Source organism: Bacillus sp. FSL E2-8900, from assembly GCF_037966225.1.
In the GTDB taxonomy this organism is placed as follows: domain Bacteria; phylum Bacillota; class Bacilli; order Bacillales; family Bacillaceae_G; genus Bacillus_A; species Bacillus_A cereus.
In genome coordinates this window covers 1,820,486-1,846,611 of sequence record NZ_CP150193.1, presented here as the reverse complement: position 1 = coordinate 1,846,611, position 26,126 = coordinate 1,820,486, and the positions used below count along the sequence as shown (strand labels likewise).

Genomic DNA, 26,126 nt, shown 5'->3' with positions numbered 1-26,126 from the left:
TTATATTATTAATAAATTGATGTACTATCTTTTGGCAAAGCTTTCACATGTTTTAAATAGTTCGTCACTTTATCATCCTCATCTTGCGGATATTGATATTCATACGTGTTAGCGATTTCGTTCGCCACTTCCCTAAATAAATCACTCATGACAAAGAATGACTCCCATATGTTTTCATATTCAGCATTAGAAAATGTCCTTTTAAATTGCTCCCACATATCTTCTTCAATATATTGCTCGAAATGCTTTCCAAACTTCCCTGTATTAACTGTAAAGTCTGTTTTCATACCAATATGCCATTCTAGCATTACAATGAACATATCTCGCACTGGTCCTTCAAGCATTCCTTTTGCATAAGAAAGTTCCTCTCTCCATAACCCTTTTGCCACATTTGTACTACACCACCAAAATTCATTACAGCAATCCAAAAACTCTTTTTCTGTAGGCTTTTTTATTAAGTAATCCTTATCGCTTGCTGGCGGGAATCCTTCCATACAATTATCTTTATCAAGAAGCAGTTTACTTAAACTATCTTGTCCAACGAACTTTTTTATTAACTCAACTGGAACTAGCGTTAAATCAATCCGATTCCCATCCATGAACTGCATTAAATACGGAAACTTCCCATCTTCATCTGGTTGAACTAACGACATTTCTTCTGGCATTTGTACTATCATTATTTCTCCAAATCTATGAACCCAATTATGATTAGACGTAAAAGATTGTATATCATTTACAACATACATAATATCATAGTCTTGAAAACAATCTCTTTTCACATTTGGATTTACACGCGATCCATTCATGATAACTGCTCGAATTCTTTCATCCTCTTTTGCTATATTTATAATTACGTCTAACATTTCTTTTTCAGTTCTCATCTACTTATATCCTCCAATTTTTTAATATATAATATAGTGTTATGTATATTGGAGGTCCACGAGCTAATCTCGTTATACACGATACATGTTATAATTTTTGAAACTTCTTTTTCATCCTTTTTCCTCCTTACATCACTCTTTTACAACTGCCATCCCTTTCAATTTCCCAATGCTTTCTACCATTCACTTTTAATTATACCGAAAATTCTGTCTCGAATACAAAAAATAAAGAAGGGACATCTACCCCTTACAGAATAGATATCCCTTCTTTTAAAGTTAAATTTAATTCCTATGGATTAGTAGACCAAAGCCCAGCAGATTTAATAAATGTACGTTTATTTAATTTCAGCTGCGCTACGATAAATTCTGCAATATCTTCTGCTTGCATTACTTTATCAGGGTTTCCATCAGTTAATCCTAAATCTACAGCCATATCAGTTGCTACTGTACTTGGAGTTAAAGCTGTTACACGAATGTTATGTTTGCGAACTTCCATCGCTAACGATTCTGTTAAGCCAAGGACACCAAATTTAGAAGCACTATATGCACTTGTTACAGGTGCACCTTTTTGTCCTGCTGTAGATGAAATGTTAATGATATCACCAGATTGTTGTTCAATCATGCTCGGTAAAGCTGCACGAGTTGCATAGTATACACCCATTAAGTTTACTTGAATGATTTTTTCCCAATCAGCAACGTCTAGTTCTAAAAACTTACCGAATTTAGAAATACCAGCGTTATTAATTAAAATATCGATAGATCCTAAACCATTTTTTAACGTTTCAATCGCAGTTGTTACTTCTTCGTATGAAGAAACATCAGCAGTTGCAATAACAGCTTTTACACCTTCTGCTTCTACTTCTTTCGCTACAGCTTTTAAGTTTTCTTCTGAACGAGCTAATAAGCCTACATTTACGCCTTCTTTCGCTAATGCGATTGCTACAGCGCGACCAATCCCTCTACCTGCTCCTGTAATTAAAGCATTTTTACCTTGTAATAATTCTGCCAAGTATAACACTCCTTAATCATCTCAGTTATGTATTATATTAAAATTGTATCTATGTTTATGTAAAAAGGCAATGATGCACTTTCATGTGCGTAGGTTACTTGTAGGTAACTGTAGAAAATTACTATGCATTCATTACACGTATTTATCATTATTCATGCAAAATAAAGACACCCTCCTCATAAGAGAGTGTCTGCGTATGAAATAAAAAATGGTTCTTTATCACTACACTATTTTTCTTCATAATTAGGAATACGCACAATAAATTCAGTACCTTTTCCTTCCTCACTCTCCACTTTTATCTCTCCTTGATGAAGGTCGAGTACTTTCTTTACAATAGCTAAACCTAAGCCACTTCCTCCATAGGCACGATTTCGTGAAGAATCCGCTTTATAAAAACGCTCAAAAATATGTTGTTTCTGTTCTTCTAATATACCAATTCCTGAATCATGGATACGCACTTCCACTACTGTCTCATGTTCCTTTAACTGAATAGTAATCGTACCACCGCTTGGAGTAAATTTAATACTATTATGAATTAAATTAATCCACACTTGACTCATACTTTCTTGGTCAGCAATAACATATACTTTTTCTAAATCTAGTTCTAACTCAATTTCTTTTTCAGCCCAGAGTGGTTCACTATTTAACACAATTTGCTTTAATTGTTGATCTAATCGATAGCTCACTCTTTCTGGTGTATACTCCTCTGATTCTAAAAGAGTTAGCTTTAGTAAATTTTGACTTAGTTTAGATAATCTCGTTGTTTCAGTTTCAATAATGGTAAGATAATGCTTTCTTTTTTCCTCAGAAAGATTATCGTCTTGTAGTGCTCTAGCAAATCCTTTTATAGAAGTTAACGGTGACTGTATTTCATGAGAAACATTCGATACAAACTCTTGTCTCATTTTCTCCATCGTATTCAGTTCATCTGTCATATCATTTATACTTTTTACGAGCACGCCAATTTCACCATCATACTTTTCTTCATTTCTTATTTTTACGGAGAAGTCTCCTTTTGCAATTTTTTGTATCGGTTCAATAATAGTCCAAATCATCGCCTCTCGTTTTGGTCTCATTAATATTCCAATCAATGTCCAAATAAGAATAATAAAGACAAAACCGACCATATCACTAATTAGAAAGGCAACAAACGGCGATACGTTTACGTCAAAAGCATTCAATAAACTAGTTGCTACATAAAATGCGATAGACCAAATGATAGTAAGAATAGAAAAGAGCGCTAATACTGCTCCAAATACTTTCAGCATCTTCAACTTACTCATTCGTTTTCTTTTTCTCATTTACTTACCTCTAAGCGATACCCTAATCCTCTTATTGTTTTAATACTAAATTTCGATTGCTCTTCTTGAAACTTCTCACGTAACCGATTAATATGAACGTCTAGTGTACGTTCATTCCCTTCAAAATCATATCCCCATATTTCTTCAATTAATTGCTCTCTCGAACAAGTTCTTCCCGATTTAGCCCCTAAAGTAAAGAGCAGCTCAAATTCTTTTAACGGTAACGTAACCGTTTGTTCTCCAGATGTAACTTCGAATGTTTTACGATTTAATAATACATTTCCAACTTGAATCGATTGCGAAACTGTAATTTGGTAACGTTTCAATAATGCCTTTACTCTCACTACTAGTTCTATAGGATCAAATGGTTTTACAAGATAATCATCTGTCCCAAGGTGAAATCCTTTTACTTTTTGTGATGTTTCTCCTTTGGCAGTTAGCATCAGAACCGGGATATCATAGTATTTTCTTAATTCAAAACATACATCAAATCCATCCATATTTGGCATCATGATATCAAGAATAACCATATCGACTTTTACGTCATCCATTTTCTGAAGTGCATCTACTCCATCAATTGCCTCATATGTTTGAAAACCTTCTCGTTCTAAAAATACAGAAACGAGTTCTCTAATGTGTGGATCGTCGTCTACTATTAAAATTTTAGGTATCAAAGGAACCATTTCCTTTCTACTTAGCATCTAATATATTTTTTAAAAATGAATCATCAGTGGAGTAAAATCCCACTGATGATTCATTTTATAATGCACCCTCTTTAATTTTCAATTGCTGCGTTGCAAACTCACGATACATATCATGCGTCTGTAATAATTCATCATGCGTACCACTACCTGTAAGATTCCCTTTTTCAATAAAGATAATTTTATCTGCATCTACAACAGTAGAAAGTCTATGTGCAATCACTAATGTTGTTCTGCCTTTCATTAAGTTATTTAATGCTTTTTGAACGACAGACTCAGATTTACTATCTAAGCTTGAAGTTGCCTCATCGAGCATAAGAATTTGCGGATTTCGAAGTAACGCTCGGGCAATAGCAATTCGCTGTCTTTGTCCCCCAGAAAGCTTCACACCGCGTTCTCCAACTTCTGTTGCATAACCGTTTGGTAAGTCATGAATAAATGCATCAACATATGCCATTGCTGCTACTTTTTCAATTTCTTCATCCGTTACTTCGCCCTCAACACCGTAACAAATATTATCACGAATTGTTCCATCAATTAACGGACTATCTTGTGATACGTAACCGATTTGACGTCGCCATGACTCTAATGAATAACTCGTAATTGATTCTTCCCCTAATTTAATGGCGCCACTAGTTGGCTCATAAAAACGTTCCAGTAATGAGAATAACGTTGTTTTCCCACTACCACTTGGTCCTACAATCGCTGTCACTTTCCCAGATTCAATTGTGAAATCAATATTTTTCAAAACTTGCTCTTCTTCGTTATACTCAAAATGTACATTTTCAAGAACAATCGGTTGCTTAGCATTTGTCACTTTCACACCAGTTTCATGATCTTCTACTTCATATTCTAAAATCGTACTAATTCTTTCCGTTGCACCAATTGCCTTTTGGAATTGTGTAAAGAACATAGATAATTGACTCATCGGCATTACAATTTGAACTAAATACAAAATAAACGCTACAAGTTCACCGGTTGTTAATGCACCGCTAGAAACTCGCATCCCGCCATACCCTACGATAATAACAAGTAGTGCCATTAAAACAAACGACATAACTGGCGAAATTAATGCTTGCACTTTCCCTTCTTTCAAACCAAATTGTAATAACTTTTGTATACCTGTATTGCCCGTTTCATATTCTCTTTTTTCTGTATTTGAAGATTTCACTAAACGAATTTCTGATAACACTTGCGTTAACACACTTGTAAAAGATGCCGTTTCATCTTGAAGCGCTTTTGAAATCTTATACATTTTTCGTCCAAGTGGAACTAAAATTAATACAGACAACGGAATAACCGTTAAAAGTAACGCAGTCATTTTCCAATCTAAAACAAATAATACAATTAACGATCCAACAATTGAAATACCGCCTGTTAATAAGTTTGACAAATGCTCAGAAATTAACGTTTTCACTACACCTGTATCATTCGTCATACGGCTAATTGTATCACCTGTTCTATTTTGATCGTAATAAGATACCGGCAAGATAAGTACCTTTTTCCACAAACGTTCTCTTAGTCCCGCTACAATCTTCTGCCCAATATAATTTAGTAAATATATAGACAACCCTGCCGCAATAGTTTGCATTACAAAGAAAGCAACTAATCCAACAATTTGTCCTGCACTAATTGAAGAAAGCGAAAAATTATCTACTAATCCTTTTGTAAGCATAGGAATAAATAAACTCGCTCCCGTAGAAAGCAAACTCATTAATAACGCAAAAACTAAAATTCCTTTCGGAGGATTTGTATCTTGAATAAGGCGTAAAAACTGCCTCCAACTCCCTTTTTTCTTCATTCCATTTCTAACTTCCATTCCTGTTCATCTCCTCGTGGTAAACAAAACTGTTCTTTCTAAAATTAGAATACGATACAAATGTAAACTGAATGTAAACACACTTTTTCTATTTTTACAAAATATACATAAAAACTCATCTTTACAACAGGTATAAACATCTGATATTATTACCTGGTACTTAATATTATTCTATGTAAATTATAGATAAATAATTTACAACACGATATAAATCTCCAGTTAGTGAAAGGAGTATCCTTTTTGCAAACAAATATACATTCTAAAAAGGAAACAATTATTTTTATTCATGGATTAGTTGGCAATCGTCGCGCCTTCAAAAAGGAACAAAAACGTTTTTCTTCCTCCTACAACATTATAACTTATGACTTATTAGGTCACGGTGATGATAAAGGAGAAGCAATCGACTTTTCATTACAGCGCCTCGTAGATCAATTATTAAACTTATATGAGCAAGAAGGTATTAAAAAAGCACATATTTGTGCGCTAAGTTACGGCTGTTACATCTCTACAATTTTTGCACAAATGCATCCAGAAAAAGTATTAAGTATTTGTCATATTGGAGGACATTACAATAACCCTTCTCGTTTATATAATGTATTTCAAAATTTTTGGGAGAAGCGAGGAGATGAATACTCTAAATGGCTCTCTCAATACGCAAATACTATTTTTCCAAGTGGTATACTAAAAGCAAATCCGTTCGCAGTCATTTCAAGAAATATTTACTACCGTTTCGGATTACAATTACATTCATCCATAATTGCCCAGTCATTACGACATCGGTTAGAATTCGATTTAAAATCTAAATTAAAATCACTTCCTCACCCTATACTATGGGTAATGGGAGAGCATGATCATCTCTATAAATCTTGCCTATTTGATTTAAAATCTATTTTACCCAACGTTTTATATAAGGAAATACCTTTAGCAGGACATGCAGCGAACTTATTTCGTCCTAACTATTTCCATGACTTATATGATCGATTTTTAAATGGAAAGTTAAAATAAAAACTATTAAACCTCCAATTTATTCAACTATAAAAAGGCTTCCCAAGTTTCCTTGGAAAGCCTTTTCTCTATACGAAAAGTATATAAAACTACTTTTTCTTAGTATGCTTTTGTGTAACCAGCTAGATGTTTGCTCCAGTATGAATTATTTACTGAACTAATTTTCACACCTGTTGAAGTTGTTTCCGCACTAATAAACTCACCATTTCCTAAATAAACTCCCATATGAGTTAAACCACCAGCTTCTGTAGTATTGCTAAAGTATACTAAATCTCCTGGTTGTGGATTGTTAGTTTTTGTTAACTGAGCCCAATATCCCTTAACATTTGTGCGCTCTATGTTGTGACCTGTTTTATTTAATACATAGTAAATAAAACCACTGCAGTCAAAACCAGCAGGTGTTGTACCAGCAGTTCTGTATGGTTTACCCTTTAAAGATCTAGCGAATCCAGCGATTGAAGATGTATCTCCACCTGTTGTTGGTTTTTGTACGTCTTTACCTGGTTGTTGAACGTTATTGTTATTGTTATTTGTAACGTTGTTTACTCCGCCTTTTACAAACTTAACGAAGTCTGCACTTACGTAACCTGTGCGGCCGTTATGGTTAATTTTGTACCAACCATTTTCAGCGCCAGTAACGTTTAATACTTTACCATTTGTTACTCCACCGATTACAGCGTTGTATGTAGCTGGGCCTGTACGTACTTTTAAAGCACCAGTGTTAACAACATAAGAACCACCAGTTTGAACTGTTGTAGTATTGTTGTTTGTAGTTGGTTGTTGTGTTTCGTTAGATACAGCAGAACCACCTTTTGTTACGAAGTCTTTGCTTACGTATCCAGTTCCACCATTGAAGTTGATTTTAAACCAATCTTGTACTTCACCTACAACTTGTACTGTTTTACCTTTGTTTACAGAACCTAATACTGTATGAGATGTACTTGGGCCTGTACGTACGTTAAGTGAAGAAACGTTTACTGTGTAAGTACCTGTTCCTTGTTGAACAGTCGTTCCTGTTTTGCCACCAGTCGTTACGAAGTCACCACTTACATAACCTGTTTGACCATTTACGTTTACTTTGAACCAACCATTTTCTTGTCCAACTACTTGTAGCACTTGGCCTGATTTTACTTTAGAAATAACGTTATGTCCTGTACCAGCACCTGAACGAACATTTAATACATCAGCAGTTACTGTGTATTTTAATTCAGAAGTTGTTTCTACAGTTTTTGTTTCAGTTACAGTCGTTTGAGTTTGAGTTTGAGTTTGAGTTTGTCCATTAATTTCTTTTAGCGCTTCATTTGAAACTTGTGCATGAGCAGAATCCATTCCTGGAACTGCAACGCCAGCTACAGAAGCTGCTGCTAAACCTGCAATTACTTTTTTCATAAGTTGTCTTTACTTCCTTTCCCTACTATCCTCTTAAAAAAAACTAAAACTTTAATACTTTACAATATTATCAAAGTAAAATATTCATCCAGTTCCATTTTTTAGCAAGAGTTTTATTTTTCACACAGAGTTCATTTTAAATGAACAAAGTGAAATCCGTGTGAACTTCATGTGAACTTTATCATTAAACACAGTGTTTTTGCAATGTTTTTTTCAAATTTCTTATATATCGCATGAAAATTCGACATTCCATTTAATATTTTAATATAAAATATCCCTTTTCTATCTATTATAAAAAATTCTATTAACCTAATACAAACTCAAGTATGTATTTCCTTATAAAGCTTCTTACATAAAGTATACTTTCATCATGACAAAAATCACTCTATTTATCAATAGTATAATATTTTTAGAAAACTAAATTTCTATACTATCTACAATTTTGAAATAATTTGACGAATTGTAAGATTTATTTCACAAAAGCCATTTCTCCTTTAAAGAAAACACACACTATACCAACTGTTCTCTTTTTCCGATAATGGAATTTATAGGATGTTTATAGTATTATATACATATCTTAATAAAAAAGAATTTTAGCGAACTGATTAAAGTTTCATTTTATAAAATGAAACTTTAATCAGTAAGGGTTTTATACATCCTCCGCTAATTTTTAACCCTCACCACTCGGGCTGCCCGTTAATACGGATTTTTATTGGAATAAAAAGAGGAGGCATATTTGTGAGAAATATAATAGATGATCCAATACAAAAAAATATAGAGCTATACTATGCTTTTATTCAATTCGTTTCAATGATAACATTACAAAAAGTATCCGCTATTGAAACACGTAAAAATGAATTAAAAAATCAGATGAAAAATGCCGGACAAAAAAACCCTTATTATGTATAAAAAAAGGTGAACAGGTTATATTCCTGTTCACCTTTTATCAAATTATTTTATTTATAAATTTTCACACGATTTTCTAACGGTTGGAATTCTTTTTCACCAGCCTGTACTACTGGTTTACCAAATGGCATTTGCGCAGTGAGTTTCCAATTTTCTGGAACACCCCACTCTTTTCTCACTTCTTCATCAATTAGTGGATTGTAATGCTGTAATGTAGCACCAAACCCTTCAATTTCTAAAGCTGTCCAAATTGCAAATTGTAACATTCCTGATGATTGCTGAGACCAAGTTGGGAAATTATCTTTATATAATGCAAAGTTTGCTTGAAGGCCTTCCACTACTTCACTGTCTTCAAAATATAAAACCGTTCCATAACCACTTTTAAATGCATTCATTTTTTCTTCAGTAGGTACAAAGTTATTTTCAGGTACAATTTTTCGTAACGTTTCTTTCGTAATATCCCATAATTTATCATGTTGTTCTCCTAATAAAACAACAACACGAGCACTTTGAGAATTAAAAGCTGAAGGTGTATGTTTTACAGCATGATAAATCACTTCTTGAATTTTTTCATCAGAAACTACTTGCTCTTTACTAATCGCATAAATAGATCTTCTGTCTTCAATTGCTGAGTAAAAATCTTTTGCCATCATAATTCCCTCCAATTTTCAATTGAGGCTATTTCATATGTATATATCATATTACGCCCCTCAAACTTATTATTAATAAGCTTATAACTTTATAATATCACAGCAACAAATAAACTCAAATGTTAACACTTGTATTTAGACTCTTTTTCCTTTTTAAAATGAAAATAAAAAGACTGTTTGTTGTTATCTAAAATTAGTAACAACAAACAGTCTTACTTATGTAGCGATCTAGATTCGTATTTTACTTACTTAATTAACTAATCCAAATGCATACGACATTAACTTATTTGTCTCTGTAAAACGTTTTGTTTTACTTGATGTCCCCATGACCACTGTAATAATTCGATTATCACCTTGCTTTGCAGTCCCAGTAAAACAGTATCCTGCACTATCTGTAAATCCAGTCTTTAGTCCGTCTATTCCTTCTATATATAAACTTTTATTATTTTTATTTAACATGTCGTTTGTGCTTATAACATTAATATTATTAAATGCTAGCTGACTTTGACGTAAGTGAGTCACTTCTAATATTTCCGGATAATCTTTTATAAGATGATACGCCAATTGTGCTACATCACCAGCCGTCATTTTTGTTTCACTTCCATCTGGCTCTTGTAATCCAGAAGCATTTGCAAATTTAGCATGTTCCGACATTTTTAACTGTTTCGCTTTTGCATCCATAAGCTGAACGAAATCTTTCTCCGATTTTGCCATATATTCTGCTAAAGCCACAGCTGCATTATTAGCTGACTCAATCATTAATGCATGATATAAATCTTTAACAGTTAATGTGTCATTAACTTGTACTGGGATTCTCGCTCCCTCTGTTTGTGCCGCCTTCGCACTCATTTTCACTGGATCTTCCCAGCGAACTTTCCCGTTATGTATACTCTCTAGTAGGAGATACGCTGTCATCATCTTAGACATACTAGCTGGTGCAAAAGCTTCATTTTCATTATATTGATAAATAATATCTCCATCACTCGCATCGATAATCATAGCTGCTTTTGCGTTAATTTCTGGTGGGATGTACTTTGGCGGGACTACTTTTTCAGTAAATCCTGCTTTAGGTAGTTCTGCCACTTGCAAAGGTTGTCCCTCTACATTCGCTACGCTCTTTTGATTTCCTTGGAATAAGAACCAACATATCCCTAAAATAATGACTAATAGGACTGTCATCCTTCCCCATTTTAACCGATTCATTTCAAAACTCCTTTAGCAAACCTTTTATACACTCACATTTAACCTTATCAACAATTCCATTATACAGTCAAGGTAAAAGGTATATTTATTCATATACAGCAATGATTATTTTAATTTATTTATGTTAAACTTACAATGTTGAAACGTAAGAATATTCAATAATAAAATCTCGTAAATAAAGCGAAACTTTAATCAGCCCCCCCAATCGGGCTACCCGTCAAATAGCGAGATAAACTATTTAATAGAAGGGATTCATACAAATGCTACTTCCAAAATCATTAAAATACGGAGACACAATTGGGATCTACTCCCCTTCTTCACCAGTAACCTACACTTCTCCAAAAAGATTTGAACGAGCAAAATCTTACTTACAACAGAAAGGGTTTCATATATTAGAAGGTTCATTAACAGGTCGATATGATTTTTATCGTTCTGGTAGTATACAAGAGCGTGCTGAGGAGCTAAATGTCTTAATAAGAAATCCTAATATTTCTTGTATTATGTCAACAATTGGTGGGATGAATTCAAATTCAATATTACCTTATATTGATTATGATGCTTTTCTAAAGAACCCTAAAATAATGATTGGGTATTCAGATGCAACTGCTTTATTACTAGCAATTTACGCCAAAACAGGAATCCCTACATTTTATGGACCAGCTCTCGTCCCTTCCTTTGGCGAATTTGAACCTTTTGTTGATTGCACATACAAATATTTTGCTGAAACTTTACTACATGATCATTCTCTTCCTTATCATATAAAACAACCATTATTTTGGTCAGATGAATTTATTAATTGGGAAGAAAAGACGAAGGAGAAAGAACTTCGACCAAACGATTGGATTTCAGTAATTGATGGAAAAGCTACTGGGCGTATTATTGGCGGGAATTTAAACACGATACAAGGAATTTGGGGTAGCCCCTATATGCCACATATTCAAGAAGGCGACATTCTCTTCATTGAGGACAGTTCAAAAGATGCAGCTACTATTGAAAGAAGCTTTTCATTACTTAAAATTAACGGTGTATTCGATAAAATTTCAGGTATCATTCTTGGAAAACATGAGCAATTTGATGATTGTGGTACAAATCGAAAACCTTTTGAAATACTATTAGAAGTACTTCAAAATCAAAGAATTCCTTTTCTAGCTGACTTCGATTGTTGTCATACACATCCCATGATTACCATGCCTATCGGTGTTCAAGTAGAGTTGGATGCAACAAATAAAACGATACATATTGTAGAACCTTGGAAAAAATGAATGCATAGCTTCTATTGTTTTACAATAAAAGCCATGATACTATATAATTTGGAATGTGAAAGATTAAACAAAATACGTTCCAATATCTATCATTAGAAAAATTAGGTATAAATATATATTTATATGCAAAAGAGAGTGAATAAATGAAACCAACTATTAAAAATTACGTATTTTTACATGTAGCTTTTTTGATATATTCTATCATTATGGTTTACATGAAATGGGCAGCTAAATTCCCCATTGCTTCCATCTCATTTTTTGTTGCTTATTTCGGACTAGTTATACTTTTATTCGGATATGCAATTTTATGGCAACAAGTAATTAAACATTTCGAAATTTCAAAAGCATATTCACATCGCGGAATTATTATACTGTGGTCAATGCTTTGGTCAGTATTTCTATTTGGAGATACGATTCAGTGGAATCATTTACTTGGTGCAGCTATTATTATTGTCGGAATTGTGGTGGTGACAAAAGATGAATAGTTATATGTTATTATTTATTTTCGGGATAATTTTAGCTAATTACTCACAAATATTATTAAAAAAAGCTACTTTGCAACAATACGATTCTAGAATAAAAGAATATGTGAATCCTTATGTTATTATCGGCTACTCTTTATTTGTAATTAACGCCGGATTAAATGTTATCGCCATGAAGGGTATGGCATTAAAACAAGCATCAGCATTAGAATCCTTAAGTTATATCATCATATTAATTTTCGGTTGGTATTTCCTAGGAGAAAAAATAACGAAACGTAAACTCATCGGCAACATGATTATTATCGTTGGTGTAATCGTTTATTGTATCCAATAGTAAAAAGCTCCGTTTATCACAAACGGAGCTTTTTACTATTGACCTAAATTTTGCACTTTATCTTTCAAATCTCGAACTTGATCTACCGTCTGCATAAGCTCAGAGTTTTTAAATTGCTCTACATCCACTTTCCCTTCTTCTATCTTTGTCATCGCCGTATCAATTAACGTATTTAATTTTTCGTTATATCCGACGATTTGTTGATGAAGATCCTTTGCTACATCAGGTGGCGTTAATTCATTGAATGCGGGTATATCTTGTTTAATTTCACTAAGCTTCGTTTCTAATTCTTTTCGAGCCTCGCTATCATTAATGGCCTTTTCTGCTAATGCTGGCGCATCATTTGCAAATGCACTTATTTCATTTACATAATCTGTCGCCTTTTGAGCATAATCTATGGAGTTCTTTCCTTCCTCCACTATTGAACATCCCATTAAACCAATTGAAACTATAAATACTAATAAAATTGATTTTATTTTCATTTTAGACCCCCTTCGTCCTTATAATTGTCTGTAATTTTCTCTATACATAACTTCTAGCTAAATTGTTTATAACCTTTTTCAAATAGCTATTTACCCTCTTACATGCCCTATTATCGTTACAACATCTATTTCTATATGTACGCTTATAATATCTTCAATTATATCCATATATCCTTGTCCTATAGCTGTTCCATAGTGTAATGTAAGCCCCTTCTTTTCATACACTGACTTTGGCACTGAAAAAATAAATCTCCTCAAGTTTCTTTCATCAGCTGGTTCCATAATTAAAACAATCCCATCCTCATCAAACATATACGCTCGCCCTCCAACTTTACATTCACTATGGCTCAGTATTGCCTTGGTCAGCAAAATTTAAAACACAATAAGTTAAGATACTCTCTGCTCTATCATAAAGTGAAACTTTAATTAGCCCTCACCAGTCGAATCTTTATCGGCAAATAGCGGGATAAAGTGAAAGTTTAATCAGTGAGGATTTTGTTCATCCCCCACTGGCTATCAGCCCGATCCCCACCTAACTTCTTTACTTCCGCTGAATTTTGAGGTAGGGTCTTACTGCCCGGCAAATAGCGAGATAAAAATAAAAAACATTCATTCTTTTTTGTTAAGAATGAATGCTTTTAAAAAATCAATTTCTAACTCTAGCATCTTTTTTTGACGAGGTTTTACTTTTCTTACGGGAACTCCAGCGTAAATATACCAATCATCTAAACTCTCTTTTACCATACTCATCGCACCGACTGCCGTACCTTCTCCTACCGTTACATTTGGAAAAATAATAGAATTAGCACCAATAATCACATGTTTTTTTAAAATAACTTTTTCTGCTTTCACATTCCTATATTGATTCGGGACGGTTGGACCCATTAATGTATTTCCACTGAAATCATCAAGTACTGCATATATGATTGTTTTAGCTGAGATGTTTGCAAAATCATGCATTTCAATCCCAACTTCCCCTCCATATAACGCTGTATACGCTGATATGTGCGAATAACTTCCAATTGTGATTTTACCACTTAAAATGCAAAAATCATCAATTCTTACATGATTGCCAACTGATATAGCACTCGGATTATATATACTTGCTTTTTTACTAACCAATACATTTTTCCCAACAGATAAAAATCCAACTTTCTTTAGTTCTTCTTGACTATAAAAACTATTCATCTACCGACACCACCTTCTGCTCTAAACAAATTACAATTTGCTCTACTAGTTCTTTCGTCATTCCTTCCCATAAAGGTAAACTTACGATTCGTTTTGCTATTTTATTCGTCTTTGTTAAATCTGTAGACTTATAGTTTTTAAAAAGAACTTGTTGGTGGCAAGATGGTGAAAAGTATAATCTAGCTTCTATTTTCTGTTTTTTCAGTTCTTCTATTACTTGTATGTTGCGAACTTCTTCTGGACAAATGATAGGCATAAATTGGTGAATAACTGCTTCTGTCTTTTGGACTTTCCACCCTTTTTTCATTAACCCAGTATTTTGTAACAACTGTTTATACCATTCAGAAATACGGCTGCGTTCTTTTAATTTTTGATCCCACTTTTTTATAGTCGCAATCCCAATAGCGGCTGCGTATTCAGACATTTTACAATTAAACCCCATCATCGTACATTCACGATTTTTATCAAATCCGAAATTCCCCATTCTTTTAATATGTTGTATATCTTCTTCGTTTTTACTATATATGAGCCCTCCTTCACCAATTCCGAAAGGCTTTGTTGCATGAAAGCTATATACGATCATTCCACTAAAATCTTGACCGTAATGCATCCCTCCATTCATTAAACCAAATCCCGGCGCCGCATCTACGACAACCGGAATCCCCTTCTTCTCTAATTCTTCATATTTTTCTAAGTTCATCCATGATCCAAAAGTGGCGTACGGGATAACAATCGCAACCTCTTCTTTTAATTCTTCTATTTTATCCAAAAGTACGGTTTTATCCATATACCAATCATCTATTGAAATATCAATAAAGTAAGGTTCCAGTCCACACCAAATAGCGGCTAAGGCAGTCGCAGGGAATGTAAAACTAGGCATGAGAGCATACTTTCCCTTTCTTCTTTTCTTTAGTTGAATAGCCGCCATTAACCCTAACGTTGCGTTTGCTACTGTTGTAACAGCTCCCCTGTTTTGAAAAAATGACGACATAATTGTTTCCTCAAAACGTTGATTTATAGGTCCATAATTCGTATATATGTGAGATGTATCAATTTCCTTCAATTCGTCCAAATACTCACTTACAGGTACAGTTGAAGCACGTAAAAAAGGAATATTCTCCATATCTATCTATTCCTTCCTATCATTTTCGGACAATATAGAGCATATCTGTTTCAGATAATCCAAATTTCCTAGCACTTTTCATTCCTTGTTTTTCCGCTATGTTATATAATTCTACCTTAAATCCTGCATTCATTAATCGTTGAATAAATCCCGATTGATTGTAAATTCTCACATGATCTTCTTGACCAAAAGCTAATTTCCTCAATTGTGGTGTTACAATTAATTCATTCTCTATAATAAAATCTACATTCATTACGATCGGTACTTGAATAATTCCCCATCCATTTGGCTTTAACACTCTATATAACTCTCGCATTGCTTTGTCATCATCAGGAACGTGTTCTAACACATGGCTACATAATATTACATCAAAAGTATTACTATCATATGTAATCCTTGTAACATCAATTTCCTTCATTAATGGATCCTTTGGTTCTAAGTCACCACATACATACGTAATATTTTTATACTCGTTAAACCAATCTCTTAACTTCGCTTCAGGTGCAATATGAAGCATTGTATAGTTTCTATTTAACAAGTCCGTTTCCGTTTCAATGTACGCACGATACAATCTTTCACGATCCATCGAATTGCAAACTGGACATATCCCTGTATCTTTATTCCACATCTCAAATTTATATTTCGGAAAATCATAATGCGCTGGCCAAGGTGAAAATTTTTCAAATTGTTGATTGCAATATTGACAATAACAAGATTCTTTCTCAAACATATGAGCAACTAACTTGTTTAACCCTTTTTTTATCTTTTCATTATAAATTTGATCTAGTTCGCCATTTCTTACTGCATCCTTAACTATAAATCCCGCATTTTCTAAACAATAAGATAAACTCTCTTTATACTCACTTTCGGAGCTTAAAAATCCACTATTATATGCATCTATAATTAATTCAATCCACTCTTCAATTGTCATTAAAATAAAATGCATTTGTTTTTGATTTTGTCCACTATGTTGTCTAAAATAACTAAGAGGTTCTTGCATATAAACTACTTTTCCTTTCCTCATCATATCTAGCCAAGTTGCAATGTCATTAATAGCAGAATAAGCCTTTCCTTTAAAATATCCAAACTTCCCGTCAAACAAATCCCGATTAAACAAAACAGTTGTCGGCTCACCAACTACATTTTTTAAGTTTTTTAACATATAATTTCCTAATTCTTTTCCTTCAAAAAGTGTAGTTTCTTTCGCGATTTTCATATTTAATGTTGAAGGTGGTAATATCTCTCCATTCTCATCAATCAGTTCACGATATGACGTCACAAATGAAATATTTTCTAACGTCAAAAAGTATTTCATCATTCTCTCGATCTTTTCATGATGAAATAAATCATCATCTAATAAAAAGTTTATATAGTCCCCATTCGCAAGTTCTACACACTTATTAAAGTTTTCGGCAACTAACGGCGTTTCATTTTTAACATATGTAATACACTCATATTCACGTAAGTACGGTTGAATCATAGCATTGACTTCATTATTTGTACTATCGTCAGAAATAATAATTTCAATATTTTCATATGTTTGATTCAAAGCGCTGTTGAGTGCTAATTCCAAGTAATAAGGTCTATTGTATGCAGGAATAAGTATACTTACTTTCGGTAATGAAGAATTATTATTTATATGTTGTTTTTTCTTTTCTATGTTTATTTTCTTCGCTCTAATTTTTTGGTAATAGTCTAATGTATATAATATCGATGATGGAACTATCCTTCTTGCATAATCTAGAAAATTAGTTATTGCTTTGTCTAACTCTTTTTCAGTGGATAAGAAACCATATTTTTCGCCTGCTATAATACTGTGTGAAAAATCTTCTAACCCATCCATCATTTTATTAGATTCATTTAACTGTTGATCTGGATGTAATCGAAAGTAACTAAGCGTTTCTGCTATATATACTGCTTTTCCTTTACTTAATAAAGATAACCATGAAGCTATATCTACGTTACATAAATACCGCCTCTTATCAAAAATTCCATATGGTTCTTGTAAATCATTTTTACGAAATAAAACTGTTGTCGGTTCTCCAATATAATTTTTTTGATCCACAATTACCTTATTTCCTAATTCTGTTCCCTCTATAATCGTATCTTCTTCAAATAAACGGACAGTCGAATAAATATGTCGTAGCTCTTTCCCTTTATCATCAATGACTTGACGATGAGATGTTACAAGCTTAATTTCATTATCTAAATCATTGAAAAAATACTTCATCATTTTTTCAATTTTATTCACATGAAATACATCATCATCCATTAAAAAATTTATATATTCACCGTTCGCTTCATTAAATAACATTAGCGCATTTTCAAATTGTCCGAGAGTTGATCTATTTTTTATATAAATAATATTTGAATGATCACATAAGTATTTTTGTAACACTTTTTCTGTTTCATCATTCGTGCTGTCATCTCCAACTATAATTTCTATATTAGGGTACGTTTGTTCTAACACACTACATAACGCCTTTTCAAAGTAAAGAGGACGATTGTACGTAGGAATTAATACACTTACCAACGGAAGTTGCTCTACCACCTCTTCATTTCTTTCAATACGAGTTCTCATTTTAACTCTCTCACCTCTTCGCATATTATTTATATACGCGACACAAAAATCACATTACTTTAACTGTATGGAGCCTATATACTTTTATGCAAACATGAAACAAAATATCATACTTTTCGTTCCTAAATAAACATATTTAATAACGCGGACATTTTATTTGCACCTTTTTTATTCATATGATCACTATCATAAAAATCTTCATCACAAAATAATGGTGAATCAAATAGATCTATAATTTGAAAAGAATATTGAGTTTGAAAATCATTTATAACTTTATAAAAATCTTCTTTTAATTTCTTACTACTACAATTGAAATAATGTGAAGTAACAGGGAACACAACAATTAATGGCTTTATATCATTTTTCAACAGTAATTCTAAATATTTCTTAAAAATCATTTTATTTTCAACTAAAGTATGAGGATACGCCAATTTAGCATGTGAAGCTGCTCTTATTTTCCCGTGTTCTTCAAAAGGAATATGAAGAGAAGTAGTATTCCATTCAGCATTTATCCAAGGCAGTATCAATGATTCATCTTTTAGTTGGTCTAATAAAATATATTCAAAATGCAAATTAAAAATAGAAAGAAGTGGTTTCGGAGTATTTAGATGTGAGAATCCATCAGTGGGTAGAGGAGAGTGAACTACAGTATGATGACCATCTTGAAACAATGGATAATATACTTTGTGAATTCTATATGATTCAGATGATAACGACATATCAAAGTAAAACGAGAAATAGGCTATTCCTATTAAACAATATTGAAATGAATGATTGTTTGATAAAAGTTGTGACGCTATTAAATAATCATAGTATAGATCTTGCGATGGAAGTGTTAATTTTATTGACTTTTTTGAGAGAAGCTCCGTACTTATGCCACAATGTGGATAAGACAAACCGGTAGCAAACAATTCATACGTCGGATCACTCTTTGCTTTTTTCATAGAAATGTATAAAGACATAAGATCCGGATTTATTTGATAGATAGAAATTAATTTATCCTTCCATTCATACATGTATTTTGTTAAATTAATAATTTTTGAACTTTGCACGCCCCTATTTATCAATTCATTTGTAAGTTTTTCTGCGTCCCCTCTCCAAATGACTATATATTGAAAAGAACTTTCTATACGAACAACATCTGAAACGTCTACAACATGAACTATTGTTTTACATTTATTTTTGTCTAACGTATTTCGAATCCTATCCCCTGATAATTCATCACTTAAAACAATGATTTTATATTGCTCCTTCATGCACATCCCCTCCATTATATGTATAATATGAAATTCATTTTTAATTCGTAACAATCATATACACCTGCAATCTAACAAAAAAATAGCTCCACCATTAGGCGTAGCTATTTTTACAATTATTGCTTATTCAAATTATATTCCTTTATCTAACTCATAAAGTTTACGATACTTTTCATTTTCTTTCAGAAGTTGTTTATGACTACCTTGCATGACAATTTGGCCACGATCAAGGAATATAACTTCGTCTACATGTTCTATTCCTACAAGATGGTGCGTAATCCAAATAACCGTCTTTTCTTCCGTTGCAGAAAACATTGTTTCGATTAAAGACAATTCTGTTTTTGGATCTAAACCGATAGTCGGTTCATCAAGTACAATAATTGGTGTTTCTTGCATTAGAGTTCTAGCAAAAGCAACCCTTTGTCTTTCCCCACCAGAAAACCGCTTTCCCATTTCATGCATTTTTGTTTGTAATCCGTCCGGAAGAGAAGTAACATGTGAAGCTAATTGTGCTTTCTCTAAAGCTTTCCATATCTCTTCATCCGTCGCCTCTGGTTTGCCAATTCGTACATTATTTCCAATTGTCGTATCAAACAAATGCGGCTTTTGATTTAATACAGAAATATATTTAGATAAAAGATTCGTATGAGCTCTTTCACCATTCAAGACAACTTGGCCATTTACTGGGCTTAACGCCCCTGTTAACAATTTTAGTAAAGTAGATTTCCCTGTCCCACTTCTCCCTAAAATAGCAATTTTCTTCCCTGCTTTTATTTGTAATGCTACATCTTTTAATACAATCTCATTACTATCTGGATAACTATACGATACGTGATTCAGTTCAATATCTACATGTTTTGGTTCAATATAATCTTTCTCTCCATGCAAATCCGTTTCATCATGTAAAACACTATTACTTTCTACGCCATTAAGACGATGGGTAGATTCTACATACGACGGTATTCGATCGATGGCATCTACAATAGGAATAAGCGCGTTCGTTACAGATAAAGTCATTAATACGAAAGCTGCGATAACTGTAGGAGCAATTTGTTCACTTGCCGCTTCATTCCCAGTCCATATGATCATCGAAATAACTACAATACCTACTACTAATTGAATGATACTGTCCCGAATATGATACCAGCGTTTCACTCTCTTTTCGATTTTTAACAACTGATCATTTTGTTTTACATACTCATTAATAAATTCATCTTTACGACCACTTGCTTGCCAATCAGATAATCCAAAAACAGCATCTGTCAGTTGTTGATACAAACTGTTTCTTCCTTGCTTTAAAGTAACATGATGTTTCTTCATCAAAAGTAATGATACAAATGGAAGAAGAAAAACGATAATAGCTAACATACAACCTACAATAAGTGCAAAAACAAAATCAAATGCACCGATAACAAGTACGAAGATACTATAAACAACTAACGCTAATATGCTAGGAAATATTGTACGTAAATATAGGTTTTGCAAATGCTCTATATCTTCGGATAACACTCCTAACATATCACCCGTTTGAAATCGAGAACGGAAAAATAACGCCTGTGGTTCTACTATTCTATATAGCCTCGTTCTCATTTTTTCTAATATACGTAGTACGACATCATGCCCGACTAGGCGCTCTATATAATGAAATACAGCTTGCCCTATACTAAACGCTCTTGTTGCAACAATAGGAACATATACAGCCATTACATTTTCTGGTCTAAGGGCAGATTTTGAGATCAAATAACCTGAAATAAAAAGTAACATCGCTCCTGAACTAACTCCAAGAAGACCAAGGAAAATAGTTAAAGTCATTCTACCTTTATTTTGTTTTATATAAGGTTTAACCCAGTTACTCATTTCTCTCCCCTCTCTTCCCTATGAAAATGTAATGTCTCATTCTCTAAAAGTTCTTCATACGTCCCACTTTCTTTCATTTCCCCTTTATTTAAAATAAGGATATGGTCCATTTGTTTCATCCAATGTAGACGGTGAGTTGCTAAAAATACTAACTTTCCATTAAATAAACGTAACATCGCTTGCTTTATTTCAAATTCGGTTTCAATATCAAGATGTGCCGTAGGCTCATCTAATAAAATGATTGGTTTTTTACTTAAAAGCGCACGCGCCATAGCAACACGCTGTTCTTGTCCGCCACTTAGCATACGTCCACCTTCTCCAATTCTTTCGTGTATCCCATTTGGAAGTGATGTAACGAGTGAACGAAGGCCGACTTCATTAATAACTCTTTCAACTTCTTCATCTGTTGCATTTGTTTCATAAAAACGAATGTTATCCTTTAATGAAAGCGGAAAAATATAAGGTTGCTGCGGAATATAAGCAATATTTTTTTGCCACTCTTCACGAGTAGATCCATCAACTTCTAGACCATTTACTAACATCTTTCCACTCGAAGGAGATAAAAAACCTGCTAATACGTCGATTAACGTCGATTTCCCTGCACCACTTTCACCAATAACACCAATAGCACCGTTACCTTCCCAAGTAAAATTAATTCCTTCTAATATAGCCTTTTCAGATTCAGTATTATTAACTTTGATATCTTGTAATTTCAAGCTACTAGAGGCATTCCATACTATATCTTCATTTAAATCTTTCTTTTGTATTCCTTTTTGTTGTTGCAAAATCTCTTCTATTTGCTCCATCGCAATTTGTCCATCTAATGTCGCATGATAATTTGCTCCCACTTGTTTAATCGGCAGAAAATATTCCGGAGCTAAAATCAAAATTGTAAGAGCTGGTAATAGTATAATCGTTCCATCTATTAAACGTATCCCTAATCCAACTGCCACAAACGCAATTGATAAACTCGTAAAAAAATCTAATGCAAAAGAAGAAAGAAAAGCAACTCGCAAAGTACGCATCGTTGCTTTTCTATATCTTTTACTTACTTTTTCAATCTTTCCTTCGTGCTGTTCACTTTTCCCTAAATACTTTAATGTTTCTAAACCTTTTAACGTATCTACAAAATGATTCGAAAGTACACGATATATCTCATACTGACTATCTGCCATTTTTTGCGCTGCTAATCCGAGAAGAATCATAAATATGATCACGATAGGAATCGTTACAACTAAAATGATTCCAGACTCAATATCTAGCGTAAAAACATATAGTACAATTAGACCTGGAACGATACTACTTCTAATCATTTTAGGAATCGTTAATTCAATATATGTTTTAAATTTCTCAATCCCCTCAATTGATAAGGTAACCAGATGACCAGTTCCAACAGTTTGAACATACCTTGGACCTAATGTGAAATATGCCTCTATCAATTGTTTTCTTAGTAACGACCCTGTTTTTTCAGCAAAACGTTCCACTAATATTTGTGATGTTCGAACTACTATGTTACGCGCTACAAACGCGATACCAAAATACACAACTTCACTTAATATTGTTTGTACTGTCTCTCCATGAAATAAAAACGTAATAGCTCGTGCTAAAAAGATTGTTTGCGCAATAATACTAAAAGCTTCTAAAATACTAATAATCGTTAACGCTACATATAAAATACGGCTACCGGGATAAGACGGAAGTCCTCTTTTTCTTTTCATTAGTACTCCAAATCGTTGTCTGACTTAACAGGTTGTCTAAATACATAATAACTCCATATTTGACTTCCGATAACGAAAGGCAAAATAGCAATCGCAAAGTAAGTCATAAGTTTTAATGCATAAGCTCCTGATGCTGCGTTGTAAATTGTCAAATCATTCATTGCTCCTAAAGAGCTAATCATAACACGTGGGAACATACCGATAAATACACTCGCACTTAGTAAAATGATTGTTAAACTCGTCATAAAGAAAGCCCAACCATCTCTTCTTCTTTTATTTAATAAAGTGGACACTAATAGTGCTACAAAAGCTCCGATTGGTACCATAATCCATTCTGTTCCATGAGCAGTGAAAATGTCGGTTTTCCATAACCCCACACCAGCAAAAACAAGAAGTGTAATTAATGAAAATGGTGCAATTTTTATTGCAGCAATTCGTGCACGTTCTCTCAATTTACCAGTTGTACGTATCGTAAGAAATTGTAATCCGTGAACAATACATAGTAGGAGAAACATTACTCCTCCAAGTAACGCAAATGGATGAAGTAATTGCAAGAATCCACCTACAACATTTTTACTCTCATCAATAGGTACACCTACCATAAAGTTTGCAATCGCAACTCCCCAAAGGATAGGAGGTAACATACTTCCAATAAACATCCCCCAATCCCATGCACTCTTCCATTTATGATTATCTATTTTCGCACGAAATTTAAAGGAAACACCTCTTAAAATTAAAGCAAGAAGCATAAATACAAATGGAATATAAAAACCACTAAATAAAGTTGCATACCAGTGCGGAAATGCCGCAAACATGGCTCCACCAGCACAAACAAGCCATACTTCATTCGCGTGCCAGAACGGTCCTATTGTATTTAAGTAAACTCGTTTTTCAAAATCATTCTTTCCTAAAAACCTCGAAACCATTCCTACACCAAAATCGAAACCTTCCAGTACGAAGAATCCAACAAACAAGATTGCAATAACTAAAAACCACAACTCATTAAGAGATAACATACTCTTCCTCCTTATCAAATGGATCATGGCTTTGATAATCCTTTTTCGTTTTCTTATTCGTGTGGCCCTTAATGGTACGAACAAATAAGTACACACAAATTCCACCCATAATTAAATACATTGATGTGAATGAAATAAGTGAGAATAATACTTCACCGAATGTTACATTTGGTGATACAGCATCTTCTGTTTTCATTACCCCAAATACTACCCAAGGTTGACGACCCATTTCAGTCATAATCCACCCTACTGTATTACCGATGAATGGAAGAGAAATTGCATACACCATTAATTTTAAATACCACGTTTTTTCAGCTAAACGATCTTTTCTTGATAAGAACCATCCGTAAGCTCCTAGAAGAAGCATGAATGTTCCACTCATTACCATCGCTCTAAAACTCCAAAACATTGTATGCACTGGAGGAATATAATCTCCAGGTCCATATTTTTCCTCATATTGTTTTTGAATTTGATTCATCCCTTCAACTTGACCGCTAAACTTATCATACGATAATAGACTTAGCATATAAGGGATTTGAATTTCAAACGAATTTTCTTTCTTCTCTGTATCAATTTTCGAAAATACTGTAAATGGTGCTGGATCCTCACTTGTATTCCATAGCGCTTCAGCTGCCGCCATCTTCATTGGATGTGTCTTAATTAATTGTTGCGCTTGTGCATGACCAAAGAACAATACAAGCGCCGTTGTAATTGTTCCAACAATGATAGAAATGCGGAAAGATTTTTTAAATACTACAGTTTCTTGTCCTTTTGTAATTTTCCATGCACTTACACCAGCAATAAAGAATGCACCTGTTGCAATTGCCGCTGTAATTGTATGCGGGAATTGTACCCATAGTTGTGGGTTTTGAATAATGGCTAAGAAATCATTCATTTGCGCACGACCATCAGCTGCCATTTCATACCCGACAGGTGACTGCATAAATGCACTTGCAGTTAAAATCCAGAATGCTGATAACATCGTTCCAATTGAAAGGAGCCAAATACACATTAAGTGAATTCGCTTCGGTAATTTGTCCTCACCGAATACCCATAAACCTAGGAATGTAGACTCAATGAAAAATGCCAGTAATCCTTCAATTGCAAGCGAGGGACCAAATACATCACCTACAAAACGTGAATACGTTGACCAGTTCATACCAAACTGAAATTCTTGTAAAATACCTGTTACTACACCTACTGCAAAGTTAATAAGGAATAATTGCGTCCAAAACTTTGCCATCTTCTTATATACCGCTTGCCCTTTTACCACATACAACGTTTGCATGATCGCAATAATAAAAGCTAAACCAATTGACAGCGGAACAAAAAAGTAATGGAAAATCGTTGTTGATGCGAACTGTATTCGTGCCAATTCGAGCGTTTCCATACTAAAATCACTTCCTTCATAGTTTTTATAATAAAAGTTAATTGAGCAATCTTATCAAACTCAATTATTAAGAAATACGAAAAGACAAAAACATTTTGTATGTATTGTCGAAAAATATGAAGTTTCAGTTTTTCAAACTATTGTAATGCTATTTTTTACCTTTTCACTATTTCTGTAGTGTTTTATTCGTTAATCGAATTGTATAATATACCTGCATAGTAAATTCAGGTTATTTTTGACGTATTATTGACATCATTTTGTCTGAAATATGTCTTTTGTCATTTTTTTGAATCAGATTTTTCTCATTAGCAAAATGTGTTTTTTCAATATACTTCTTACTTTTATATCTATAAAACAATCGTTTTTTCTTCATACGCTTGACTTTCACTCGGAAAAATGTCCTCGAAAGCACCCACGATAAATGCTTATTTTTTGTCAAGAGAAAAATGTATTTTCAAAATTCAAACTCGAAATAATGTTATTCAAAAATAGAAAATAACTTCCCTCTTCCTCGACTAAAAGTTCATTTTTTTGTCATTTTTCCAGAACAAATAAAAAAACTGAGAGTCGATT

The 26,126-nt window shown here is 33.4% G+C and carries 23 protein-coding genes; 5 read left to right on the top strand and 18 right to left on the bottom strand.

Annotated elements, in window-relative coordinates:
- Nucleotides 1-8: 8 nt before the first annotated feature.
- From NST90_RS09545 to NST90_RS09525, 5 genes are all read right to left on the bottom strand, one after another.
- Nucleotides 9-881 (bottom strand): aminoglycoside 6-adenylyltransferase, encoded by an 873-nt coding sequence (locus NST90_RS09545; protein ID WP_001258539.1) that lies wholly within the window; start codon nucleotides 879-881, stop codon nucleotides 9-11.
- 289 nt (nucleotides 882-1,170) lie between these two features.
- Nucleotides 1,171-1,890 carry a 3-ketoacyl-ACP reductase gene (locus tag NST90_RS09540; RefSeq protein WP_000818985.1) on the bottom strand — a complete coding sequence of 240 codons (720 nt, stop codon included), beginning with the start codon at nucleotides 1,888-1,890 and terminating at the stop codon, nucleotides 1,171-1,173.
- Nucleotides 1,891-2,117: 227 nt separating this feature from the next.
- Nucleotides 2,118-3,191: an envelope stress sensor histidine kinase HitS gene (hitS, locus tag NST90_RS09535; RefSeq protein ID WP_001231629.1), complete on the bottom strand. Its 1,074-nt coding sequence runs from the start codon at nucleotides 3,189-3,191 to the stop codon at nucleotides 2,118-2,120.
- On the bottom strand, nucleotides 3,188-3,865 hold the full coding sequence (gene hitR / locus NST90_RS09530) for an envelope stress response regulator transcription factor HitR (protein ID WP_000612413.1): 678 nt from the start codon (nucleotides 3,863-3,865) through the stop codon (nucleotides 3,188-3,190). Before hitR ends, hitS begins: the two co-directional genes overlap by 4 nt.
- Before the next feature lie 85 nt (nucleotides 3,866-3,950).
- Nucleotides 3,951-5,711, bottom strand: a complete 1,761-nt coding sequence (locus NST90_RS09525) for an ABC transporter ATP-binding protein (RefSeq protein ID WP_016122339.1) — start codon at nucleotides 5,709-5,711, stop codon at nucleotides 3,951-3,953.
- Between the two features lie 240 nt (nucleotides 5,712-5,951).
- On the opposite strand from NST90_RS09525, the gene NST90_RS09520 reads away from it, so the two are divergent.
- Complete coding sequence (locus NST90_RS09520; RefSeq protein WP_001194314.1) at nucleotides 5,952-6,716, top strand: alpha/beta hydrolase; 765 nt, start codon at nucleotides 5,952-5,954, stop codon at nucleotides 6,714-6,716.
- A gap of 99 nt (nucleotides 6,717-6,815) precedes the next feature.
- On the opposite strand, the gene entFM is transcribed toward NST90_RS09520, so the two are convergent.
- Nucleotides 6,816-8,105: an enterotoxin EntFM gene (gene entFM / locus NST90_RS09515; RefSeq protein WP_283748208.1), complete on the bottom strand. Its 1,290-nt coding sequence runs from the start codon at nucleotides 8,103-8,105 to the stop codon at nucleotides 6,816-6,818.
- Between the two features lie 738 nt (nucleotides 8,106-8,843).
- Between entFM and NST90_RS09510 the strand changes: the two genes are divergently transcribed.
- Nucleotides 8,844-9,014, top strand: coding sequence for a hypothetical protein (locus tag NST90_RS09510; protein WP_001244279.1), 171 nt, complete (start codon nucleotides 8,844-8,846; stop codon nucleotides 9,012-9,014).
- Nucleotides 9,015-9,061: 47 nt separating this feature from the next.
- Here NST90_RS09510 and NST90_RS09505 read toward each other — a convergent pair whose 3' ends face one another.
- Nucleotides 9,062-9,664 (bottom strand): nitroreductase family protein, encoded by a 603-nt coding sequence (locus tag NST90_RS09505; protein WP_175879510.1) that lies wholly within the window; start codon nucleotides 9,662-9,664, stop codon nucleotides 9,062-9,064.
- A 246-nt stretch (nucleotides 9,665-9,910) separates the two neighbouring features.
- A complete protein-coding gene (locus NST90_RS09500) occupies nucleotides 9,911-10,864 on the bottom strand; it encodes a D-alanyl-D-alanine carboxypeptidase family protein (protein WP_044307236.1) in 954 nt (317 codons plus the stop codon).
- 260 nt (nucleotides 10,865-11,124) lie between these two features.
- On the opposite strand from NST90_RS09500, the gene NST90_RS09495 reads away from it, so the two are divergent.
- From NST90_RS09495 to NST90_RS09485, 3 genes are all read left to right on the top strand, one after another.
- Complete coding sequence (locus NST90_RS09495) at nucleotides 11,125-12,126, top strand: S66 peptidase family protein (RefSeq protein WP_000926318.1); 1,002 nt, start codon at nucleotides 11,125-11,127, stop codon at nucleotides 12,124-12,126.
- 143 nt (nucleotides 12,127-12,269) lie between these two features.
- On the top strand, nucleotides 12,270-12,611 hold the full coding sequence (locus NST90_RS09490) for an EamA family transporter (protein ID WP_000805125.1): 342 nt from the start codon (nucleotides 12,270-12,272) through the stop codon (nucleotides 12,609-12,611).
- Nucleotides 12,604-12,942, top strand: a complete 339-nt coding sequence (locus tag NST90_RS09485) for an EamA family transporter (protein ID WP_001089868.1) — start codon at nucleotides 12,604-12,606, stop codon at nucleotides 12,940-12,942. Before NST90_RS09490 ends, NST90_RS09485 begins: the two co-directional genes overlap by 8 nt.
- Nucleotides 12,943-12,977: 35 nt before the next feature.
- Here the strand turns inward: NST90_RS09485 and NST90_RS09480 are convergent, their stop codons facing one another.
- From NST90_RS09480 to cydA, 10 genes are all read right to left on the bottom strand, one after another.
- On the bottom strand, nucleotides 12,978-13,424 hold the full coding sequence (locus NST90_RS09480) for a DUF6376 family protein (RefSeq protein WP_000695198.1): 447 nt from the start codon (nucleotides 13,422-13,424) through the stop codon (nucleotides 12,978-12,980).
- Nucleotides 13,425-13,514: 90 nt separating this feature from the next.
- Nucleotides 13,515-13,736 carry a hypothetical protein gene (locus NST90_RS09475; protein WP_000459099.1) on the bottom strand — a complete coding sequence of 74 codons (222 nt, stop codon included), beginning with the start codon at nucleotides 13,734-13,736 and terminating at the stop codon, nucleotides 13,515-13,517.
- Between the two features lie 297 nt (nucleotides 13,737-14,033).
- Complete coding sequence (locus NST90_RS09470) at nucleotides 14,034-14,612, bottom strand: acyltransferase (protein WP_025710350.1); 579 nt, start codon at nucleotides 14,610-14,612, stop codon at nucleotides 14,034-14,036.
- Complete coding sequence (locus NST90_RS09465) at nucleotides 14,605-15,735, bottom strand: DegT/DnrJ/EryC1/StrS family aminotransferase (RefSeq protein WP_000427966.1); 1,131 nt, start codon at nucleotides 15,733-15,735, stop codon at nucleotides 14,605-14,607. Before NST90_RS09465 ends, NST90_RS09470 begins: the two co-directional genes overlap by 8 nt.
- A 19-nt stretch (nucleotides 15,736-15,754) precedes the next feature.
- Complete coding sequence (locus NST90_RS09460; RefSeq protein WP_001260405.1) at nucleotides 15,755-18,316, bottom strand: glycosyltransferase; 2,562 nt, start codon at nucleotides 18,314-18,316, stop codon at nucleotides 15,755-15,757.
- Between the two features lie 122 nt (nucleotides 18,317-18,438).
- Nucleotides 18,439-19,572, bottom strand: a complete 1,134-nt coding sequence (locus tag NST90_RS09455) for a hypothetical protein (RefSeq protein WP_283748209.1) — start codon at nucleotides 19,570-19,572, stop codon at nucleotides 18,439-18,441.
- Between the two features lie 132 nt (nucleotides 19,573-19,704).
- Nucleotides 19,705-21,429: a thiol reductant ABC exporter subunit CydC gene (gene cydC, locus NST90_RS09450; RefSeq protein ID WP_044307238.1), complete on the bottom strand. Its 1,725-nt coding sequence runs from the start codon at nucleotides 21,427-21,429 to the stop codon at nucleotides 19,705-19,707.
- On the bottom strand, nucleotides 21,426-23,147 hold the full coding sequence (cydD, locus tag NST90_RS09445) for a thiol reductant ABC exporter subunit CydD (protein WP_044307239.1): 1,722 nt from the start codon (nucleotides 23,145-23,147) through the stop codon (nucleotides 21,426-21,428). The genes cydC and cydD overlap by 4 nt, the downstream gene beginning before the upstream one ends.
- A complete protein-coding gene (gene cydB / locus NST90_RS09440; protein WP_000950083.1) occupies nucleotides 23,147-24,163 on the bottom strand; it encodes a cytochrome d ubiquinol oxidase subunit II in 1,017 nt (338 codons plus the stop codon). Before cydB ends, cydD begins: the two co-directional genes overlap by 1 nt.
- On the bottom strand, nucleotides 24,150-25,553 hold the full coding sequence (gene cydA, locus NST90_RS09435; protein WP_044307240.1) for a cytochrome ubiquinol oxidase subunit I: 1,404 nt from the start codon (nucleotides 25,551-25,553) through the stop codon (nucleotides 24,150-24,152). Before cydA ends, cydB begins: the two co-directional genes overlap by 14 nt.
- Nucleotides 25,554-26,126 lie beyond the last annotated feature (573 nt).

Coding starts and splice junctions, on each gene's coding strand:
- NST90_RS09545 (WP_001258539.1), bottom strand. CDS start 881: ATGAGAACTGAAAAAGAAATGTTAGACGTAATTATAAATATAGCAAAA.
- entFM (WP_283748208.1), bottom strand. CDS start 8,105: ATGAAAAAAGTAATTGCAGGTTTAGCAGCAGCTTCTGTAGCTGGCGTT.
- NST90_RS09525 (WP_016122339.1), bottom strand. CDS start 5,711: ATGGAAGTTAGAAATGGAATGAAGAAAAAAGGGAGTTGGAGGCAGTTT.
- cydB (WP_000950083.1), bottom strand. CDS start 24,163: ATGTTATCTCTTAATGAGTTGTGGTTTTTAGTTATTGCAATCTTGTTT.
- NST90_RS09460 (WP_001260405.1), bottom strand. CDS start 18,316: ATGAGAACTCGTATTGAAAGAAATGAAGAGGTGGTAGAGCAACTTCCG.
- NST90_RS09500 (WP_044307236.1), bottom strand. CDS start 10,864: ATGAATCGGTTAAAATGGGGAAGGATGACAGTCCTATTAGTCATTATT.
- NST90_RS09485 (WP_001089868.1), top strand. CDS start 12,604: ATGAATAGTTATATGTTATTATTTATTTTCGGGATAATTTTAGCTAAT.
- cydA (WP_044307240.1), bottom strand. CDS start 25,553: ATGGAAACGCTCGAATTGGCACGAATACAGTTCGCATCAACAACGATT.
- hitS (WP_001231629.1), bottom strand. CDS start 3,191: ATGAGAAAAAGAAAACGAATGAGTAAGTTGAAGATGCTGAAAGTATTT.
- cydC (WP_044307238.1), bottom strand. CDS start 21,429: ATGAGTAACTGGGTTAAACCTTATATAAAACAAAATAAAGGTAGAATG.
- NST90_RS09465 (WP_000427966.1), bottom strand. CDS start 15,735: ATGGAGAATATTCCTTTTTTACGTGCTTCAACTGTACCTGTAAGTGAG.
- NST90_RS09455 (WP_283748209.1), bottom strand. CDS start 19,572: ATGAAGGAGCAATATAAAATCATTGTTTTAAGTGATGAATTATCAGGG.
- NST90_RS09495 (WP_000926318.1), top strand. CDS start 11,125: ATGCTACTTCCAAAATCATTAAAATACGGAGACACAATTGGGATCTAC.
- NST90_RS09480 (WP_000695198.1), bottom strand. CDS start 13,424: ATGAAAATAAAATCAATTTTATTAGTATTTATAGTTTCAATTGGTTTA.
- NST90_RS09505 (WP_175879510.1), bottom strand. CDS start 9,664: ATGATGGCAAAAGATTTTTACTCAGCAATTGAAGACAGAAGATCTATT.
- NST90_RS09475 (WP_000459099.1), bottom strand. CDS start 13,736: ATGTTTGATGAGGATGGGATTGTTTTAATTATGGAACCAGCTGATGAA.
- NST90_RS09470 (WP_025710350.1), bottom strand. CDS start 14,612: ATGAATAGTTTTTATAGTCAAGAAGAACTAAAGAAAGTTGGATTTTTA.
- NST90_RS09490 (WP_000805125.1), top strand. CDS start 12,270: ATGAAACCAACTATTAAAAATTACGTATTTTTACATGTAGCTTTTTTG.
- cydD (WP_044307239.1), bottom strand. CDS start 23,147: ATGAAAAGAAAAAGAGGACTTCCGTCTTATCCCGGTAGCCGTATTTTA.